The sequence below is a fragment of the Acetobacter senegalensis genome, from assembly GCF_001580995.1.
Taxonomy (GTDB): Bacteria; Pseudomonadota; Alphaproteobacteria; order Acetobacterales; family Acetobacteraceae; genus Acetobacter; species Acetobacter senegalensis.
In genome coordinates this window covers 1-17911 of sequence record NZ_LHZU01000147.1, presented here as the reverse complement: position 1 = coordinate 17911, position 17911 = coordinate 1, and the positions used below count along the sequence as shown (strand labels likewise).

General features: G+C 50.3%; 15 protein-coding genes. 11 read left to right on the top strand and 4 right to left on the bottom strand.

Features of this window, described 5'->3' with window-relative positions:
- Positions 1 to 9: 9 nt before the first annotated feature.
- From AD948_RS15870 to AD948_RS15850, 5 genes are all read left to right on the top strand, one after another.
- Positions 10 to 1164 (top strand): acyl-CoA dehydrogenase family protein, encoded by a 1155-nt coding sequence (locus AD948_RS15870; RefSeq protein WP_082782484.1) that lies wholly within the window; start codon positions 10 to 12, stop codon positions 1162 to 1164.
- Positions 1161 to 2504: a rubredoxin gene (rd, locus tag AD948_RS15865; RefSeq protein ID WP_061472647.1), complete on the top strand. Its 1344-nt coding sequence runs from the start codon at positions 1161 to 1163 to the stop codon at positions 2502 to 2504. Before AD948_RS15870 ends, rd begins: the two co-directional genes overlap by 4 nt.
- A 109-nt stretch (positions 2505 to 2613) precedes the next feature.
- The gene (locus AD948_RS15860) at positions 2614 to 3777 is read left to right on the top strand and encodes a CmpA/NrtA family ABC transporter substrate-binding protein (RefSeq protein ID WP_061472646.1); all 1164 of its coding nucleotides are present in this window, start codon (positions 2614 to 2616) and stop codon (positions 3775 to 3777) included.
- Positions 3774 to 4634 carry a nitrate ABC transporter permease gene (ntrB, locus tag AD948_RS15855; RefSeq protein ID WP_156479069.1) on the top strand — a complete coding sequence of 287 codons (861 nt, stop codon included), beginning with the start codon at positions 3774 to 3776 and terminating at the stop codon, positions 4632 to 4634. The genes AD948_RS15860 and ntrB overlap by 4 nt, the downstream gene beginning before the upstream one ends.
- Positions 4624 to 5436, top strand: a complete 813-nt coding sequence (locus tag AD948_RS15850) for an ABC transporter ATP-binding protein (protein WP_061472645.1) — start codon at positions 4624 to 4626, stop codon at positions 5434 to 5436. The genes ntrB and AD948_RS15850 overlap by 11 nt, the downstream gene beginning before the upstream one ends.
- A gap of 314 nt (positions 5437 to 5750) precedes the next feature.
- Here the strand turns inward: AD948_RS15850 and AD948_RS15845 are convergent, their stop codons facing one another.
- Both AD948_RS15845 and AD948_RS15840 read right to left on the bottom strand, forming a co-directional pair.
- The gene (locus AD948_RS15845) at positions 5751 to 6758 is read right to left on the bottom strand and encodes a FecR family protein (protein ID WP_156479068.1); all 1008 of its coding nucleotides are present in this window, start codon (positions 6756 to 6758) and stop codon (positions 5751 to 5753) included.
- Positions 6759 to 6865: 107 nt separating this feature from the next.
- A complete protein-coding gene (locus AD948_RS15840) occupies positions 6866 to 7381 on the bottom strand; it encodes an RNA polymerase sigma factor (RefSeq protein ID WP_058988649.1) in 516 nt (171 codons plus the stop codon).
- 299 nt (positions 7382 to 7680) lie between these two features.
- Here AD948_RS15840 and AD948_RS15835 point away from each other — a divergent pair, with 299 nt between their 5' ends.
- Genes AD948_RS15835 through AD948_RS15810 form a run of 6 tightly spaced genes read left to right on the top strand, consistent with a single transcriptional unit; the run spans position 7681 to position 16238 of the window.
- A complete protein-coding gene (locus tag AD948_RS15835; RefSeq protein ID WP_082782483.1) occupies positions 7681 to 10200 on the top strand; it encodes a TonB-dependent siderophore receptor in 2520 nt (839 codons plus the stop codon).
- Positions 10201 to 10205: 5 nt separating this feature from the next.
- Positions 10206 to 11012, top strand: a complete 807-nt coding sequence (locus AD948_RS15830; RefSeq protein ID WP_061472722.1) for an ABC transporter ATP-binding protein — start codon at positions 10206 to 10208, stop codon at positions 11010 to 11012.
- Complete coding sequence (locus AD948_RS15825; protein ID WP_050942407.1) at positions 11009 to 11944, top strand: ABC transporter substrate-binding protein; 936 nt, start codon at positions 11009 to 11011, stop codon at positions 11942 to 11944. Before AD948_RS15830 ends, AD948_RS15825 begins: the two co-directional genes overlap by 4 nt.
- The gene (locus tag AD948_RS15820; protein WP_061472642.1) at positions 11941 to 13977 is read left to right on the top strand and encodes an iron ABC transporter permease; all 2037 of its coding nucleotides are present in this window, start codon (positions 11941 to 11943) and stop codon (positions 13975 to 13977) included. Before AD948_RS15825 ends, AD948_RS15820 begins: the two co-directional genes overlap by 4 nt.
- Positions 13978 to 13980: 3 nt before the next feature.
- On the top strand, positions 13981 to 15198 hold the full coding sequence (locus AD948_RS15815; RefSeq protein ID WP_061472641.1) for an NtaA/DmoA family FMN-dependent monooxygenase: 1218 nt from the start codon (positions 13981 to 13983) through the stop codon (positions 15196 to 15198).
- Positions 15199 to 15218: 20 nt separating this feature from the next.
- On the top strand, positions 15219 to 16238 hold the full coding sequence (locus AD948_RS15810) for an LLM class flavin-dependent oxidoreductase (RefSeq protein ID WP_061472640.1): 1020 nt from the start codon (positions 15219 to 15221) through the stop codon (positions 16236 to 16238).
- A gap of 341 nt (positions 16239 to 16579) precedes the next feature.
- On the opposite strand, the gene AD948_RS15805 is transcribed toward AD948_RS15810, so the two are convergent.
- Together AD948_RS15805 and AD948_RS15800 are read right to left on the bottom strand one after the other, a co-directional pair.
- On the bottom strand, positions 16580 to 17173 hold the full coding sequence (locus AD948_RS15805) for a hypothetical protein (protein WP_156479067.1): 594 nt from the start codon (positions 17171 to 17173) through the stop codon (positions 16580 to 16582).
- Entirely contained in the window at positions 17170 to 17619 is a 450-nt protein-coding gene (locus AD948_RS15800; RefSeq protein ID WP_061472721.1) for a GNAT family N-acetyltransferase, read from the bottom strand. Before AD948_RS15800 ends, AD948_RS15805 begins: the two co-directional genes overlap by 4 nt.
- Positions 17620 to 17911: the final 292 nt, after the last annotated feature.

Sequence of the window (17911 nt, the reverse complement as noted above, 5' to 3'; positions counted from 1 at the left end):
ACCATAATCATGACCCAGCACCTCTCCAAGTCATCACCTGATATGCGCCCCTCATTACCGCACTTTGCTGGCAAAGAAGGGAACGATGTGCTGGGCAGAGTTAACCAGATTGCTACTGATCGCCTGACAGAACTTGCGGTCAAAATTGATCTGGAAGGTTATTATCCGCTTGATATTCTAAAAGACCTTGCAGATGCAGGGCTGTTCTCTCCTTTCTCCAACAGGGCAAACCCGGATCTCGCCCAAGCTATCCAGGGAGTAGCTTCAGTATCGCGTGTATGCGGCTCAACTGGCTTTCTTGTGTGGTGCCACATGGCCTGTGCACTTTATCTTGCTGCAGCGCCTGAAGCAGCATTGCACGACACATTGCTCAGGCAACATCTTGCGGCTGAACAGTTTGGCGGAACAGCTCTTTCCAACCCCATCAAGGCGCAGGCGGGAATTGAAAAAATTGCCCTACACGCCACCCCTGTTTCAGGTGGATATACCGTAAGTGGCACACTCCCTTGGGTTAGTCATATTGCACCTGGACAGTATTGCGGAGCCGTTGCAAGCCTGAATGCTCATGAAACTGAGAGAGTGCTTTTTCTCCTTCGGTTTGATAAACCGGATATGCTTTTCAAATGTCCTCATTTTTCAGGCATGGAAGGAACCAGCACCTGGGGTATTCGGCTGGAAAACCATTTTATTCCTGATCGGGACGTTATCGCTGCCCCGGCGGGAGCCCTGCTGCAACATATTAGAATTCCGTTTCTCCTGCTTCAGTGCGGCATGGCTGTCGGGATCATTCAGGGGGCTATCGACAGTATGCGTGCTGTTGAGGGGCCGCTGGGCCATGTAAATCAGTATCTGGAAGATCGTCCCGATTCCGTTCAAGCAGAAGTGAATGATTTGCTAGAGCGCGTTCTGAAACTGGCGCAAATTCCAAAAAATCCGGGGAAAGACTATTTTCTGAATATTCTTGATGCCCGTGAGCAGGGATCTGAACTTGCCTTGCGTGCGGCGCAATCAGCGATGTTGCATCAGGGGGCACGTGGGTATCTAAGCAGTGCAGCACCGCAAAGGAGAATGCGGGAAGCCCAGTTCGTCGCAATCGTGACACCTGCCATCAAGCATTTGCGGTCAGAAATGGCGCAACTCGCCAAAGAAGAGTTGCCATCGTGACACCTTCATCCCCGAGGCTTCCAGAAGATCTTTCTGTCAGAACATATATCTGCACAATTTGCGGATGGATTTATGACGAAGCAAAAGGGGATCCGGATAGTGGCATAGCGCCCGGCACGCGCTTTGAAGATATTCCTGATGACTGGTATTGCCCGTTATGCGGCGTCACAAAAGCAGATTTCGAGCTTTACAGTCCAAGCTCACCCTCTGCGCAGCAACCTATCCTGGCACCGGTGATTACACGATCGCGAACTGATTCCATTGTTATTCTTGGGGGCGGCACAGCAGGGTGGAGTGTAGCCCGAAAACTGCGTGAACTGGATGCAACGGTACCCATCACGCTGGTGACCGCCTGTTCCGGCGATATTTATACAAAGCCTGAACTTTCAGTCGCTCTCTCCCGCAACCTGACACACGAAAAACTCCGCAAAGAAACAGGCCTGCAGGCTGCGGCCCGTTTGAATATTCGCCTGATGGCCGAGACAGTAGCAGTCGGGCTGGATGCTTCACGGAGGAGCTTACGTACTACACGCGGTACGCTCCGTTACAAAAGCTTGGTGCTGGCGCAAGGTGCCAGACCTATTTCCCTGCCCTCCCTTCCCGCCAACATGGTTTGGCGTATCAACACGCTTGATGCTTGGCTAGGGCTCCGCGCGCAAATCGGCTCACAGTCGCGTCGTATTGTCATTGTTGGCGCAGGACTGGTTGGCTGTGAACTCGCAGAAGATGCGGCAACGGCTGGGCATGATGTTACGCTCATCACTCAAGGCCCCTACCCGCTTGAATCTCTGCTTCCATCCCAGGCAGGAATGCTGTTGCAGCAACGCTTGCGCCAACGTGGCGTCACAATCATAACCAATACAACAGTTGATATTGTTAAACCTTCCCCTGCTGGTAAAACTATTATTCTCTCATCAGGAAACAAGTGCGACGCTGAAATTGTTATTTCCACGATCGGCCTGGAAACTGATTTAAGGTTAGCCCATATGGCAGACCTTCAAACTAAACAGGGTATTATTGTTGACGAAGCAACACTTCGGACAAGTAACCCATCAATTTATGCTTTGGGAGATTGCATCAGCCTGAATGGGCAGACGTGCCGCTATATTGCACCAATCGCCGCTCAAGCCGATGCCATTGCGCACTCTCTTCTGGGCCTGCCACACGCTGGTTATCAGCATACCAGCCCTCCCATTCGCCTGAAAAGCCGGATTATGCCGTTGGAATTAAGGGGAACACCTGACCCAAGAGCCGAATGGGATGTTGTGGAGGCGACACCCTTCCGACTGCTTATGCAGCAGAAGCAAGGCGGCATCATTACGGCAACGCTGAAAGCCTGACTGCATGAAACCAAACTCAAATCGCTCTTTGCTGCAAACAGAGTCATCCAGCTTGGCGTGCACGACGACTGTTCCCGTTCTTCCATGCCCATGTGGTGGCTTACATGGCTTGTCTCGCCGAGGTTTCATAGCTGGCACGTTAGGCGCAGCACTCCTTGGAACAGCGACACCCTCACTTGCCGCGACAAAACGTCCGGTTGAAAAAAATACTCTGAAAATTGGTTTTGTGCCGATCAGTTGTGCAGCACCGCTTATTATGGCGCAGGCAAAAGGTTTTTTTCAGGATGAAGGGATTACAGTTGATCTGAAAAAAACCGCAGGTTGGGCTCTTATACGGGATAACCTCCTGAACGGTAATTTTGACGCATCGCATCTGCTTTCTCCCATGCCTCTTGCTCTTTCAACAGGGGCCGGACACGCCCCGCATCCTGTTCGTGCTGTCACGATGCAAAATATTAACGGGCAAGCCATCACACTGGCGCTAAAGCATAGAAACCGTCGCGATCCACAAAATTGGAAAGGAATGACTTTTGCTATTCCTTTTGAATTTTCAATGCATAACCTCATGCTCAGGGCTTACCTTTCCCACTACGGCCTGGACCCTGATCATGATGTGACACTTCGTGTAACTGCACCGCCAGAGATGGTCGCGAATCTCCGCGCCGGAAATATTGATGGCTTTCTAGGTCCGGAGCCGTTCAATCAACGTGCAGTAATAGAGGAAATCGGATTTTTACATATTCTGACCGCCGAAATATGGGATGGTCACCCTTGCTGCGCACTTGGCATGACAGAAGAATTTATTACGGAAAATCCCAACACTTATGCTGCGGTACAGCGTGCCATGATCCGCGCTGCCGCCTTCATGCATAACATGGAAAATCGCCTTGAAGCCGCGCAGATCCTTTCCAGACCAGAATACCTGAACCATTCTGAACTGGTCATTCGGCAAGGACTAACCGGGCACTATGCCGACGGTCTTGGAAAAGTTCAGGACAATCCACATCGTGCTGAGTTTAGCCCCTTTCCCTATTATTCTTCTGGATTGTGGATGATGGAACAAATGCAACGCTGGGGCTACATTCCTTCCACTGTTGATAGCCAAAAAATTGTGGAACAGATTTTTCTTCTGCCTGATGTCCGCCATCAAGCGTCCGCCCTCGCTTTAGCCGACCTTCCATTACCGGACGACAATAATTACCCGGTATTTAAGATTTTAGGAAAAACTTTTCCTCCGCAGTTACCTTCATCAGCAGTTGGTACCCAACCATGATGAGGAGAACTGATAAATTAAAAGGTTTTGCACTCAGCGTTCTCCTTACTTTAGCTTTATTGCTGACATGGCAATACCTGACACTCCCGTTTGAGACTCATGTTGGAAGTTCTTCGGCACAGAATGCAGAATATGAGATGTTGATGGGCCATACGCCTGCAACACAGCAGGCTAGCCACAACTTCCCTTCTCCAAGACAATTTGCCGTCGATGCGTGGCAAGAATTGAAATCACCCTTTCATAACACAAATGCCAATAACCGCGGAATTGGATGGCAGTTAGGCGCTTCACTGTACCGAGTTCTTATCGGATATGGACTTGCTGTGATTGTTGCCGTTCCTTTAGGCCTTTTGTTAGGTCAACTGCCCATTTTACGGGCCGGGCTAAATCCATTTATTCAGATTCTGCGACCCATCTCACCACTGGCATGGATGCCAATTGCTCTTTACACCATTAAAGATGCTGAAGAATGCGGTATTTTTGTAATCTTCATCTGTTCCATTTGGCCGATATTACTCAACACATCTTTTGGTGTCAGCAGATTGCGAAAGGAGTGGCTTGACGTCGCGCGCACACTGGAACTGAGTTGGGCTCGACGCTTATGGCTTATCATTCTTCCTGCAGCGGCCCCAACCATTGTCACCGGTATGCGTGTTGGGCTCGGTATTGCGTGGCTAGCGATTGTGGCAGCAGAAATGCTCGTCGGGAGTTCTGGCATTGGGTATTTTGTCTGGAACCAATGGAATAACCTTTCACTCTCCAATGTTATTCTCGCTGTGTTACTCATTGGTGTAACGGGAATGATTTTGGATACAGCGTTCGCGGCTCTTCAACGGAGCGTCAGTTATGCAGAATGAGCCGAATAAGCCCGACCATCTTGTCGTTGTTGATACCCTAGAGAAACGCTACACAAAAGGCGGTGTTCCAGTTTTCTCAGATATTTCATTCAGTATTGATCGTGGCGAAATTGTTTGCATGATCGGACATTCTGGGTGTGGAAAAAGTACAATCCTCAACATTCTGGCGGGCCTTGAAAGTGCCTCTTCGGGGCAAGTCTCAATAAATGGCCATACGATCAGAGGACCAGGACTTGATCGGGGCGTTGTGTTTCAAGGTCATGCCCTTATGCCATGGCTAACGGTTGAGCAAAATGTTGCCATGGCTATACGGTCCCGCCATCCTGGCATGCAGCGCGGTGACGTGAAAAACATGACGGAACATTATCTGGGTCTGGTCAGTCTGAAAGAAGCCATGCATAAACGCCCATCAGAACTTTCTGGCGGTATGCGACAACGTGTGGGTATAGCGCGTGCTTTTTCGACAACGCCGGAACTGCTGCTGATGGATGAACCCTTCGGTGCGCTTGACGCTCTAACACGTGGCGTAATTCAAGATGAACTCCTGAATATTTGCGCACAAACACACCAAACCGTGTTCATGATTACTCACGATATCGACGAAGCCATTCTTTTAGCTGATCGCCTTTTGTTAATGAGCTCAGGGCCAAACGCACATATAGCAGAAGTTGTTCAGAACCCTCTCCCCAAGGAGAGGTCACGGGCAGAAATACATCACCAGAAAGGCTATTCGGATCTTCGTAATCATATAATGGATTTTCTTGTTCAAAAACTGAACTTGAAAGAACCAAAGAACAATTAATGAAATTCTGTCGGGATGTTTTCTATTTCGAGATACGCAGACCGATGATCCGTTTTAGTGTTGCCCTCTCTGCATTTTAACCAAAGTGGGGCGTTTTACCACCAGCCAAGATCTCTACACAGTGCCATGGGCCCTTGCAGCGACGTGTCGTCAAATTACAGGATTTCGCGCAAATGGTGCCATATTAGCCGTTTCAAAGCGCTTGGAGGCCTCCTCACGTAGCCGATCCCCGAGCATATGGTAATCAAAAGGCCCCCAATTACAGAATTTATGTAGGAGAGTTTTTGATTTTTATCATATAATAAAGATCAAAATTAACGGAAAAGAATTGTACCGCCTGGTAAATATGTAATTGTGACCCCACAGGACTCGGAAAGAGTGCGAAACGCGCTTTCTATATCATCTAATCTAAAATTTCCGCTAACCAGACTTTTTTCAAGCCCACTCTTTATGATGAAAACTCTCCCAGCGTAGTAGCGGGATAACTCATGCACAACGTCCGTAAATGGCTGAGCGTCGAAAACAAGACGACCATTACGCCAAGCCAAAGCTATAGATGGATCGGACTTCGTTACTCCTGAAAGTTGCTGATAAGATGCTGTCACCATTTCCCCAGGATCAAGCTGCGTGTGTCCCCCACCTCCACTACGCAACCGCACATCAACATGCCCCCGTTCCAGAATAACGCGATCTTGCTGCCTATCAATCCTAACGGAAAAAGCGGTTCCTGTAACTTTTGTAATACCAAATGGTCCAGTTACCAGAAATGGATGCATGGCATCATGCCGGACATCAAAAAAGGCTTCTCCTTGCAAAAGAGTTACCTTCCGGTGCCCATCATGGAAATTGATCGCTACAGCAGAGTCCGTATTCATCGTCATTTTTGAGCCATCTGGGAGAACAACACCAGTTTGCTGTCCGGCGACCGTAACATAATCCGCGCGCCAGTGAAGAATAACCTCAGGAAGCGTCCATACACATACCATTACAGCCGCGAACCCAGCAGCGGCCAGACAGACGTACTGTTTTAATGGCCTGCCACGCCTGGATTTTTGCTTGTGAATCCTCTCTATACCTGCAACCTCGGAAAACTCACCTACAGCATTCTCGAAAGCTCTGGATTGCCACATTGCCTCAATAACTAAATATGCTTGAGCATGACGGGAACTACGGCCATGCCAGCGCTCAAAAGCATGGAGCGTTGGCTGATCTACTTCTTGACCGAGTAACCTTACAAACCATTCCAATGCTTCGTCCTGCAGCTTGGCATTATCCATGCTTTCGCTATCAAGCCTGTCCTTGGATGAATTGTCCTGTTCCACTTAAACCTATCCAATGCCCGTAATTCGTGCTGCGTGCAGGAAGTATTATACCTTAGACGCTTCCCACTTCACAAACAGGCAAAGAAAATAAAATCTGAAACGACAGATCAATCACCATCAAATCCGCCCATCTGCTCAACACAATGCGCCAGCGCCATTTTCAGATCGTTAAATACGGTACGTTCAGAGACCCCTAGATGGGCGGCAATCCTGCGATTAGTCCACCCTTCTATACGGCTCAGATGCATTACAATTTGTGTTCTACGTGGCAACCGGGATACCGTTTGCCGGAGCAGTTTCAACCGTTGCCGGTCTTGCAATATCCGCTCAACGGACGGTGTATCATCTGCAATAATGTCCACCATTTGATCATCAAGCGAAACTGCTTCTATTTTTCTACGCGCCTTGCATCGCCTCTGATGATCAAACGCGATATTACGGGCTGTCTGATGCAGGAATGGCTCCACACGCTCCACACCTCCAGCCTCTAGCGCTCGGCATACGCGAATATAGGCTTCCTGCGCCAGATCTTCAGCCGTATGTGGATCTCTTACAATCCTTAACAACGACAGAATAAGAGACTGGCGGCGCAATCTGAAGATAACGTTCAGCGCCGGAGACATCCGCTCATACTCCCACCCTGCAAACTACCCTGAGAAATAACAGGTGCACTTTCCCGAATACCCTGCACCCATTATTGATTGTGATTATTAATTGCAATCAAAAAAAATAGGGGGCGACACGTTGATGTCATGTGGTGTTGCCAACCTCGCAACGCCTACTCAAAAATATCGCTATTTTTTTTCCGACTTAGTGCAGCTGAAACGTCAAGGAGATGAAAGAACGAAACTTGCGTGCCGGACAACGCAGGAAAATCGCCAGAAAAAAGGTGTAAATAGTGATAAAAAGCTCCGGAAACGTAATGGGCGTAGCAACTTACGGGCAGACAGGTCACCACAGATACTTAATACACGCTTTGCTCACCCCTTCTCTCTTAAGCTGCGCCTTTGTTACCTTGCAACCACAACTGGCTTGCGCACAGGCAACAGCGCAAGGAGCGCCACTGTCGACGGTAAATCTAGAAAAAAGCGAAAAATTTTCGCTTCCTGCCCAACCTCTTCCAGAAGCAATAAATGCGTTTCTAAGCCAAACTGGGTGGCAGATCAGTTACCCGTCTTCTTTGGCGCAAGGCAAAATGGCCTCCCCCGTTTCCGGGGTAATGCCTCCATCGCAAGCACTTAGAACATTGCTTTCCGGTACCGGCCTCCGTGCCCGTATTATCTCGACAAATGCCGCCGCCCTTATGGCGGATCCCACAAATACTGCAGCTTACACGCCCGATGGCGCCATTGCGCTTGGTCCTGTCTCCGTGAGGGGAGCGAGTGAGTCTGCGTGGGGCCCCGTGCAAGGTTTTGTTGCCAAACGTAGTGCCACAGCGACCAAGACGGACACCTCTCTGGTAGAAACGCCTCAGACTATCAACGTTATCACTGCCGAGGAAATGGAGCGCCTCAAGCCCAAGAGATTAGCAGACGCTCTACGCTACACTCCTGGCGTGGTGAGCGGTGTTCAGCCTAGCACGACCTATTTTGATCGCATCCGTATTCGTGGCTTTTACAGTATCAACAATATTTATCAGGATGGCCTACAGTTAACTCCCTCGGGTACGCTTGCTGTTGCCCAAGTGGATCCTTACTTCCTTGAACGTGTGGAAGTGCTGAAAGGTCCTGCGTCTGTTTTATATGGCCAGAATGGCTCAGGCGGCCTAATTAATATGGTCACCAAGCGTCCCACAGGAGAAACTTTCCAGAGTGGCCGCATCAATATCGGTGCCTACAATCTTTACGAAGGCAATGTGGATGTTGGAGGCACGCTGAGGGATAGGCATTTTGCCTACCGTATTGAGGCGATTGCCCGCAAGGCGGGCCTTAAAGGTGACTACGGCACACCAGAACGTTTTGCGCTGGCACCATCGTTAAAATGGACACCAACCCAAAAAACATCGCTGACCGTCATGGTCAATTTGCAGATCGACCCCCAAGGTAACTCAAGCGGTTATCTACCGTCTGTAGGGACCATCCTGCCCAACGTAAATGGACGCTTCCGTCGCTATATTTATACGTGTGATCGCTCCTACTGCGACTACAACAGGAAACAGGCCTCCTTTGGCTATGATTTTCATCAAAAAATTATCGAAAATTTGGAATTTCGTCAGAATACACGGTTGATGTACGTGGATACGAACACCCACACCCTCTCGCCCGGCAGCCTGCTTGCCGACCAGAAGACCATTTCCCGCACAGCCATGTATCAAACTGCCACAACAGAGGGGATCGAAGTTGATAGTAACCTGGCTTACAGGTACGCACTTGGCCCAATACATAATTCCATTGTTGCCGGTTTCGACTATCGTATTTTCAGCTCAGACAATATGACCAGTCAGGGTACCAGTGCGGCTCTTAATCTGGATCTAAACCATCCAACTTACGGTAATTTGACCATCCCCACCTTGATTAAGCGGTCTGATAACACGCTTATTCAGGAGCAGTACGGTGTCTACGCCCAGGATCAAATCGCATTCAGAAAATGGCGGCTTCTGGCTGGCTTGCGGCAGGACTGGGCAAGAACAAAAACTGATAACTACCTGACCAATAGCGACAGCACCCAAAAAGACCATGCTTTTACCGGCCGTGTTGGCCTCGTCTATCTATTCGATTTTGGTCTCTCACCGTATGTAAGTTATTCAACCTCATTCGAACCCACCAGCGGAACCGACTATTTTAATCAGGCATTCAAACCAAGTATGGGCAAGCAGATTGAGGTCGGTGCCAAATACCAGCCAAAAGGGCTGAACAGCCTTTTCACCGCATCTCTTTTCAATCTGGAACGCACAAATGTCACCACAGCGGATAATGCCCATACCTGCTCGGCAGCACCGCAGCTTTCTGATTGCGGAAACTTCTCGGTTCAAACAGGAAAAGTGCGTGTCAGAGGAGTGGAGTTAGAAGGTAAAATCAGCCTGACGAATGAACTGAATGCAACCATCGGCTACACTTATATGGATGCACGGGTTACACGTAGTAATGACGGCTATCAGGGAAATATTCCTACAGATACTCCCAACAATATGGTTACAAGTTGGCTCGACTACCGCTTTTCGTCCGGTGCCATGAAGGGGCTTTCCATTGGCGGAGGGGCCCGTTACATGGGCCGGATGTTTGCAGATGGCGCCAACGCCATGCGTATTCCAGATTATGTCCTGGTAGACGGCATGATCTCCTATGATTTTGCGACAGTTCCATCTCCGTGGAAACATCTAAAACTCACGCTCTCGGCCACGAATTTGGCAGACCGCAAAGCCATTGGCGGCTGCCTGAGCTCCAGTTATTGCGATTATGTTGGCCGACGGACAATTTCTGGTTCCATCGGTATGAAATTTTGATCTTCATGCCCATTATTCGCGCAGAAAAGATCGAAATCGCCTACCAGACGACCTCCGTCATACGGGAGCTCACACTCTCCATAGAGTGCGGGACTATGATTTCACTCGTCGGGCCCAACGGCTCCGGCAAATCAACTCTCCTTAAAGCTCTTGCCGGTCAAATCCGGCTAAAAGATGGAAAGGCGTTTCTTGACGAACAGGAAATCCGTCACACCGGTTCCCGTGCCACAGCCAGACGCCTTTCCTTTTTGCCACAGGCCCCTCTCGTCCCTGAGGGGCTCAGTGTCCGAGAGCTGGTTGCTTTAGGTCGTTTTCCGCATCTTGGTTTTACAGGTCTGCGCTCTCAGGAAGATGAACGAGCCATAGATCAGGCCATGGAGATGGCGTCCGTGAAGGAACTGTCCGCACGCCCTGCCGAGCAGCTTTCAGGCGGTCAGCGTCAGCGGGTCTGGATTGCCATGACCTTGGCCCAGCAATCCGATATTCTGTTTCTGGACGAACCCACCACATATCTTGATATCAGCCATCAGATTGAGGTGCTCGACCTCCTTCAGCACATGAACCGGGATTACCGACGCACTGTTGTCATGGTGCTCCACGATCTGAATCTTGCAGCACGTTATTCTGATCGTATCATTGCACTACGTGACGGTACAATTCACGCAGATGACACACCCTCCAGAGTGGTGACACCGAAGATACTGGAACAGGTGTTCGGCATACAGGCTGAAATTCACATAGATTCAGCCACAGGTCGTCCGTGGTTCATTCCCGGTCGTCTCCTTCCCCTGCGAACGGACAAGACATCATGACGTATTACAGACGACATATTCTGGGGAGCATGGTCCTCAGTCTTCTCCCCTTCTGCAATGCCAAAGCAGAAGATCACTGCATACATGATGATCTTGGCGAGACGTGTGTGGACAAAACCGCCAGCCGTGTCGTGGCATTAGACCAGCAGAGTATCGAATTTTTGTTAGCCCTCGGCGTACAGCCTGTTGGCGTTACCAGCCCGGAAAATTATCGTAAATTTACAGGAAACTCAGCGCCTGAACTCTCATATTCCGTGCAGGACCTCGGTTTGTCTTCCAGCCCCAATATCGAGTTGATCATGGCGCTGCAGCCAGATCTTATTCTGGGCAATATAACCAATGTTCAAAAAAATCTCTCATTGCTAAAAGAGATTGCGCCCGTCTCTGCTTTCGCATCTTATCCGTCAGGACATTCTGACCAGTTCACCACCATGCTGTCCAATCTGCGCACCATTGCGCGACTTGTGGGGCGGGCAACGGAAGCAGACCATTTCTGCAAAATGCTCGATACTGCGCTGGACACGGGATACCGAAGGCTCGCGACCCTTGGACTAACATCAAAACCTGTCGTGTTAGGCAACATCAATGCCGGAGCCCGTGGTGCGGAAATTATGCTGTTCAACCAGAACGCCCTACCCGCCCAAATATTGAAAAGACTTGGCTTTTCCTATGCCTGCAATGATGAACGCTACCGTGAGAAAGGATTTACCGTCACCAGCGTTGAAACGCTTATGGAGTTTGAAAATGCCGACTTCCTTTACATGCCCTTCAACGAAAAAGGAATGGAGCGGCTTATTCAAACTCCCATCTGGCGTAATCTGCGCTTTGTCCGTGAAAAACGTCTACATTCCATTCCTTACCGCCTTATCCATAATGCTCCCCTGAGCACACGTTTATTTCAGGCAGATGTTGTTTCTGCGTTCCAATCATGATGACCAAACAGCGGCAAAGCGAATACATCGTACTCTTATGTGGGGCGCTGGCGCTCGTCTTTACATTTGCTCTCAATATCACCCAAGGCGAAGCTTCCATCAATTTTGCAGCCATACTTAACGCCTTTTTTGACACCCAGAAAAATCTGACGACAGACATCATTCTGGGGTTCAGGTTACCTCGAGCTATTATGGGGTGTATCGCAGGAGGCGCTCTTGCTGTCTCAGGCGCGCTGACGCAAAGCATTCTACGAAATCCGATTGTCTCTCCTAGTCTCTTGGGCATTCACGCAGGCAGTTTTCTATTTATCGTCTTGGCTGTTATTTTTGCCCCCCTCCTTATGGCCGACCACCCATTCCTTGTATCTATAAGCGGCGGACTTTGTGCTGTTCTTCTTGTGGGGTTGATTGCAGGGGGGAGAAGTGCCCCCCCATTACGTATGCTGCTAAGTGGCCTGCTCGTCGGCATGTCTCTTAACGGTCTAACGGAGGCCCTTCTTATTCTGCACGAAGAGCAGTCTCGTCAGATTATCGGCTGGAACGCGGGTTCACTTCGACAAAATGGATGGGACAATCTGCAACTTGTCTGGCCGTGGATTACCGTAAGCCTCTTGCTTGCATTGCTCATGGCCCACCAGCTTGATGTCGCACGGCTAGGCAGTGATGCAGCCCGTGGACTGGGCCAAAAAACGCGTCTGGTTAGCGGTATAGTCTTTGCTCTTATCTTGATCTTGAGCGGCATAACCATTGCGGTGACTGGACCAATCGGCTTTGTCGGCCTTGTCGTGCCGCATCTGGTAAAACAGGCAGGGATCAGAAGGCACGCGATCATACTGCCAGCCTGCATCTTATGGGGAGGATCGCTCCTTCTTGCAGCCGATACGTTGACCTATCAACTTGGCAGCTTGACTGATACGCCTCCAGTGGGCGCGGTTACTGCCATGATTGGAGCTCCTTTCCTGCTTTGGCTGGTTCTGCACCAATCGCACGGGGACCGTGGAGTTATTCTGAGTGAGGGACAGACATCTCGCTTTTTTCTCCCCCGTATTACGTACGCTCCCTTGTGGCTTATCGCAGTATTCATATTGTCTCTGATTATCCTGTTGCTGATAGCCGGACTTGCATGGGTCGGCGGTTATTCGCTGTCAGTCTCTCAATTACTGCAAGCACTTCATGGTGCAAAAGGGAGTATAGCAGAGCGTATTGTATGGAATATTCGTCTGCCACGCTTATGTAATGCCTTTTTGGTGGGGGCTGGTTTTGCACTGGCAGGCACGCTTTTTCAAGCCGTATTGCGTAATCCTTTGGCGGATAGCGGCGTTGTCGGTGTCAGTGGTGGAGCGGCGGCGGCTTCTCTCCTCCTGCTGGCTCTTGTTCCTGCAGCTCCGCCTTACGCAATCGGTCTTTCCGCCCTGTCTGGTGGGCTATGTTCGGGCGGTGCTGTCTATGCAATGGCGTGGCACCTGGGTCTTTCTCCCGGACGGCTTAGTATTATCGGCATTTCAGTGGCTGCCTTGTGTGGTGCGTTCACCCAGATCTTACTCATTCAGTCCCGCTTTACAGGAAATCCACTCATTTGGCTGATCGGCAGCCCTTATGGAACATCGTGGTCAACCACCTCTCTTCTCGCTGTCACACTGGTAGTGGCTTTCCCCTGCGTATGGCTGATAGCAGAGCTTATCGGATTACTGTGCCTAAACGATCAAAGTGCCCACGGCCTCGGGCTTGATGTTAACACAACGCGCCTTCTGGCTGGCGGTATCGGCATTGCTGTTGCATCCCTTTGCGTGTCATGCACGGGCCCGATTGGCTATGTCGGACTCATCGCCCCCCATATGGCCAGATTACTTGTGGGCCATCTTACACGACCCAATCTTCTTCTCGCTCCCCTTATCGGCGCAGTTCTGGTTGGTGCGGCAGATTGCCTGGCCCGCGTCATAATCGCACCTGCTGAACTCCCTACCGGCGCTGTTATCGCAATGATCGGCGCCCCTTATCTGCTTTATCTGACAAGAAGAAGCCTGAAAGCATGAATCATGCGCGATAGAAAAATTCACTTCAATTCATGCATCGACTGGCTGGATTTAGCGTGGCGCCTGCCAGGAGAAAGTCCCTGTCGGTTATTTGATATCAGGCAACTGGAAGAACGTGCCCAGCTTGCGGAACGCGGCTTGATGGATGCCTTGTTCATGGCTGATTTTTATATCTATCGAGCCGGTTTTTCCATGGAACCACTCACGGTGCTCTCTGCGCTCGCCACCATGACCCGCCATATCGGACTCATCGCGTCCGTCTCCACCACCTACAACGAGCCCTATGATCTGGCGCGTCTGTTTGCATCGCTCGATCACATCAGTAATGGACGAGCTGGCTGGAACATGGTGACAACCGCTGTCGACAAAGTTTCTCAAAATTACAGTAAAAAAGAGCATCTTGAACATGATACTCGCTACGCACGGGCCCATGAGGTGGTTCAGATTGTCACCCGTTTATGGGCTGGCTCACACACGAACAGAATAGATACGCTTGATCATCAGGGGGACTGGTTTACAGTCAAGGGAGATATAAACATGCCCCCGTCTCCTCAAGGTCAGCCAGTAAGAATGCAAGCGGGCTCGTCACAAGCAGGACGAGATTTTGGAGCGCACTGGGCAGAAATTATTTTCACTGCACAGCCTATTCTCGCGGTCGCACAAGATTTTTACTCAGATATACACCAGCGGATGGCCACGCTGGGACGTGCGCCACACGAAGCCAACATCCTGCCCGGCCTTATGCCAATTGTTTGCCACACGCGTTCAGAAGCTGAAGATCTTCTGGCCGCGCGCGCAGGCCCAGATCAGGGAAACGCCAGCCGCATGCGGGAAATGGTAGGGTTTGACCTCACCACACTTCCCCAGGATGAGCCTGTCCCCCTTGAACTTTTACCTCCCAAGGGAAGCACCAATGGCATGAGGGGGCGCTCAGACCTTTATCTCGACCTTATCCGCAAGCATAGGCTCACGCCCCGGCAAGTTCTTGGGCAAGGTGCTCATCTCGCTTACGCAGGAACTCCTATGGATATGGCGGACCTTATAAGCGAATGGTTTACCGGAAAAGGCTGTGACGGCTTCACGCTCATGTGGCCCTCCCTAGAGGCCAACATCCTGTTTGTGGATGAAGTCATCCCGATCCTGCAAAAACGCGGCCTATATCGAACAGCCTATACAGGTACCACCTTGCGTGAGCATTTCAATTTGAAAGCTTTTACATAAGCGATGTCAGGATCAATACAATGAACCCTCTTTATCTGAAATGTGTTCTCGCAAATGATCTTCAATCAGATACCGTCCGTCCATGGCCCGGAAATTTCTCCAACGTGGCAAGACAGGCCCGCCTTATTGAAGCGGCTGGCTTTGATGCCCTGGTCTGCGCTGATCCTGAATCTTTTTCACAAAAATTATCTAAACAGAATGGGTTTTCTTACGAGAACTACACGTTGTCAGCCGCTCTTACCGCCATAACCAAGACACTCAAGCTGATTATCCCTGTGCCAACAAGCTGCAGTGAACCATATAACGTTGCCCGTCGGCTGGCAGCCATTGACCATATTAGCAATGGCCGCACAGCTTGGATTGCAACTCCCGTAGCCGATTATGACACACTTGCGCATTATAATTCTATTGTGACAGACAATGATCCTTACGAACGGGCAGGTGAATTCATAGACGTGACAAATAAACTCTGGAATAGCTGGTCTGCCGAAGCCATTATCATACGCGATAATGGACGATCTGGTGTTGACGCTCGCCATAACAAACCGATCCAGCATGTCGGTAAACATTTTTCAGTCATGGGCCCCTTGGACGTCCCCCGACCGCCGTACGGTCCTATCCCGATAGCTTGGACCGACATCAGTGAGGCAGGAAAAAAACTCGCTGTACGCCACGCCTCATGTATATTTACTGACCAACCTACTATGACACATGCAAGCCACTTCAAAGATGAAATACATCAGTGCCTATTAATGCAAGGTCGTAAAAAGGAGGACATAAAAATCATCACAAACCTGACCGTCACATTAACATCTGCGACCGAAACAGGAGGTTCTACTCATCCTGCAATGATGCAAGAGACGCATCAGCCCGAAAGACCAACATATATCGGTCACGCAGAAGGCCTACTCAATTTTATGAAACGTTGGCATGATCATAAAGCCACCGATGGTTTCAATCTTATTTGGTCTCAAGGAGAAAGCGGTCTTATCGCGTTTGCCAAAACGCGAGGCGCTGGAGTTGTTAATCTTCTGCAATGAACCATCCTATGTGTTTCATCGGCTTGCCGATGGAACTGAAGCTGTAAGGGGTTGTTTGAAAAGTCAGTAGCTGAAATCTAGCAAGGGGTTTGGAGGGCTGAAAGCACAACGCGGGGCCATTGGGATAAAAGTTTAGTGCTTTCAGTTTCGAAAAGACCTGCGAGACCGATCTGGCAGGCTTCTCAAACAACCTCTCAGTGACGTGTTTTTACTTTCTGAACGCCAGACGGAGGTGATCAAGCCATATTTCCCTGAAGCATTGATAGCCCGGCTTTTAGTTTCAGTAGCGTGCAGGCAGGTCGCACCAGTGGGGCCGGATCGCAATCCCCACAAACATCCATTCACGAACAGACAGTTATCCGATCCTGCGCGTCTCTCCTGCCAGCAGCACCGTGATCGTCTTCCTGTTCACTGCGCTCAATTCTTACCTTCTGATCACCATTGCTTGCGCCGCATCTCGATACGGAACTCTGTAAAGCGGCAAGCAGGCTATGTGGGGGCTCTGAACGTAGATTGAGCCTAATTTTCTTTTGGTGACACACATGCGCTGTTCTTCGGTCAGGCTTTGTCGTCTGGACATGATATGATGGAAACAAAGTGCCGGAAAAGACATATGTCGGTTTGGCAAGCCCGACGCCCTGAACATGGTTCTGATCGCGCTCCGCAGCCGGAACATATCCCGCGGTCGGATCGCATGGCTCTGGCACCATGATGTGCCGGTAGGCGGGAAGATCGACATTGTCTAGCGCCTCACACAATATGACAGGCGTTAGCACCGGCAGGGTGGCGATATCCGCGGTTCGTGCTGAAGGTGAGAATAAACTCATCCCTCCACTCACAAACGCAAACAGGACAGTCAACTGCAGGTTAAATGATCTCGAGAGCGGACTATCTATCGCCTGCTGGACGTCTATGGTGAGAAGGGCTGTCGTCATGGCCTGTCGATCCATATGGCCATTCCTCTCGCATCCGGAAAAACATTTGAGAAACCAAATCGTTCGTAAAGCCGCCAGGCCTCGCCATTAGCCATCAGGCTTACATATATTTCCGCAGGAATGGTGGAGCATATATGACGCATGATAGCGTCCACGATTGCAGACCCGATTCCATGCCCCTGATGGGCAGGATCAACAGCGATGTCCACAACGTGGATAAAGAGCGCACCGTCGCCGATCATCCGTCCCATCCCTACGATGTCAGAGCCGTGCACGACATGCACCCCGTAGAGTGTATGAGGAAGGCCCGCCTGAACGGCGCATAAAGTGCGCGGGGTCAAACCACTTATTTTACGCAGACGACAATATGTCGCCGCGTCGGGAACGCCTGTGCGAAACGCGTATCCGTCAGGCAAAGGATAGTGTTCTTGGGGACCGAGAGACATGATGGTCGTTTCCTCTTCGGAAGCCTCCATCGTCAGCCTGACTAGTCGTTCTGGTAAAATGACTCAATACAAGCCGACTGATGCGACTTGAGTCATCAAAAGAGACCTCACGCCGCTCCAGAAACGGAGCGCCACCAAAAGCCAACAGCGGGATTGGTTGTGCGGATCATGATTTTTTTTGCCATATTCGAACTTTTTACGCAATGAAAGATGATGTCAGCATGTAGTGAGATGACGTCTCAAGGCCGACATTCCGCTTGCCTGAAGGGTTTCGGGCGCCGCGAGGCGTACG

Bases quoted from the DNA above. Each gene is read 5' to 3' on its own strand.
- AD948_RS15870 (WP_082782484.1), top strand. From the start codon at position 10: ATGACCCAGCACCTCTCCAAGTCATCACCTGATATGCGCCCCTCATTA.
- ntrB (WP_156479069.1), top strand. From the start codon at position 3,774: ATGATGAGGAGAACTGATAAATTAAAAGGTTTTGCACTCAGCGTTCTC.
- AD948_RS15850 (WP_061472645.1), top strand. From the start codon at position 4,624: ATGCAGAATGAGCCGAATAAGCCCGACCATCTTGTCGTTGTTGATACC.
- AD948_RS15840 (WP_058988649.1), bottom strand. From the start codon at position 7,381: ATGTCTCCGGCGCTGAACGTTATCTTCAGATTGCGCCGCCAGTCTCTT.
- AD948_RS15835 (WP_082782483.1), top strand. From the start codon at position 7,681: ATGGGCGTAGCAACTTACGGGCAGACAGGTCACCACAGATACTTAATA.
- AD948_RS15830 (WP_061472722.1), top strand. From the start codon at position 10,206: ATGCCCATTATTCGCGCAGAAAAGATCGAAATCGCCTACCAGACGACC.
- AD948_RS15825 (WP_050942407.1), top strand. From the start codon at position 11,009: ATGACGTATTACAGACGACATATTCTGGGGAGCATGGTCCTCAGTCTT.
- AD948_RS15820 (WP_061472642.1), top strand. From the start codon at position 11,941: ATGATGACCAAACAGCGGCAAAGCGAATACATCGTACTCTTATGTGGG.
- AD948_RS15815 (WP_061472641.1), top strand. From the start codon at position 13,981: ATGCGCGATAGAAAAATTCACTTCAATTCATGCATCGACTGGCTGGAT.
- AD948_RS15810 (WP_061472640.1), top strand. From the start codon at position 15,219: ATGAACCCTCTTTATCTGAAATGTGTTCTCGCAAATGATCTTCAATCA.
- AD948_RS15805 (WP_156479067.1), bottom strand. From the start codon at position 17,173: ATGACGACAGCCCTTCTCACCATAGACGTCCAGCAGGCGATAGATAGT.
- AD948_RS15800 (WP_061472721.1), bottom strand. From the start codon at position 17,619: ATGTCTCTCGGTCCCCAAGAACACTATCCTTTGCCTGACGGATACGCG.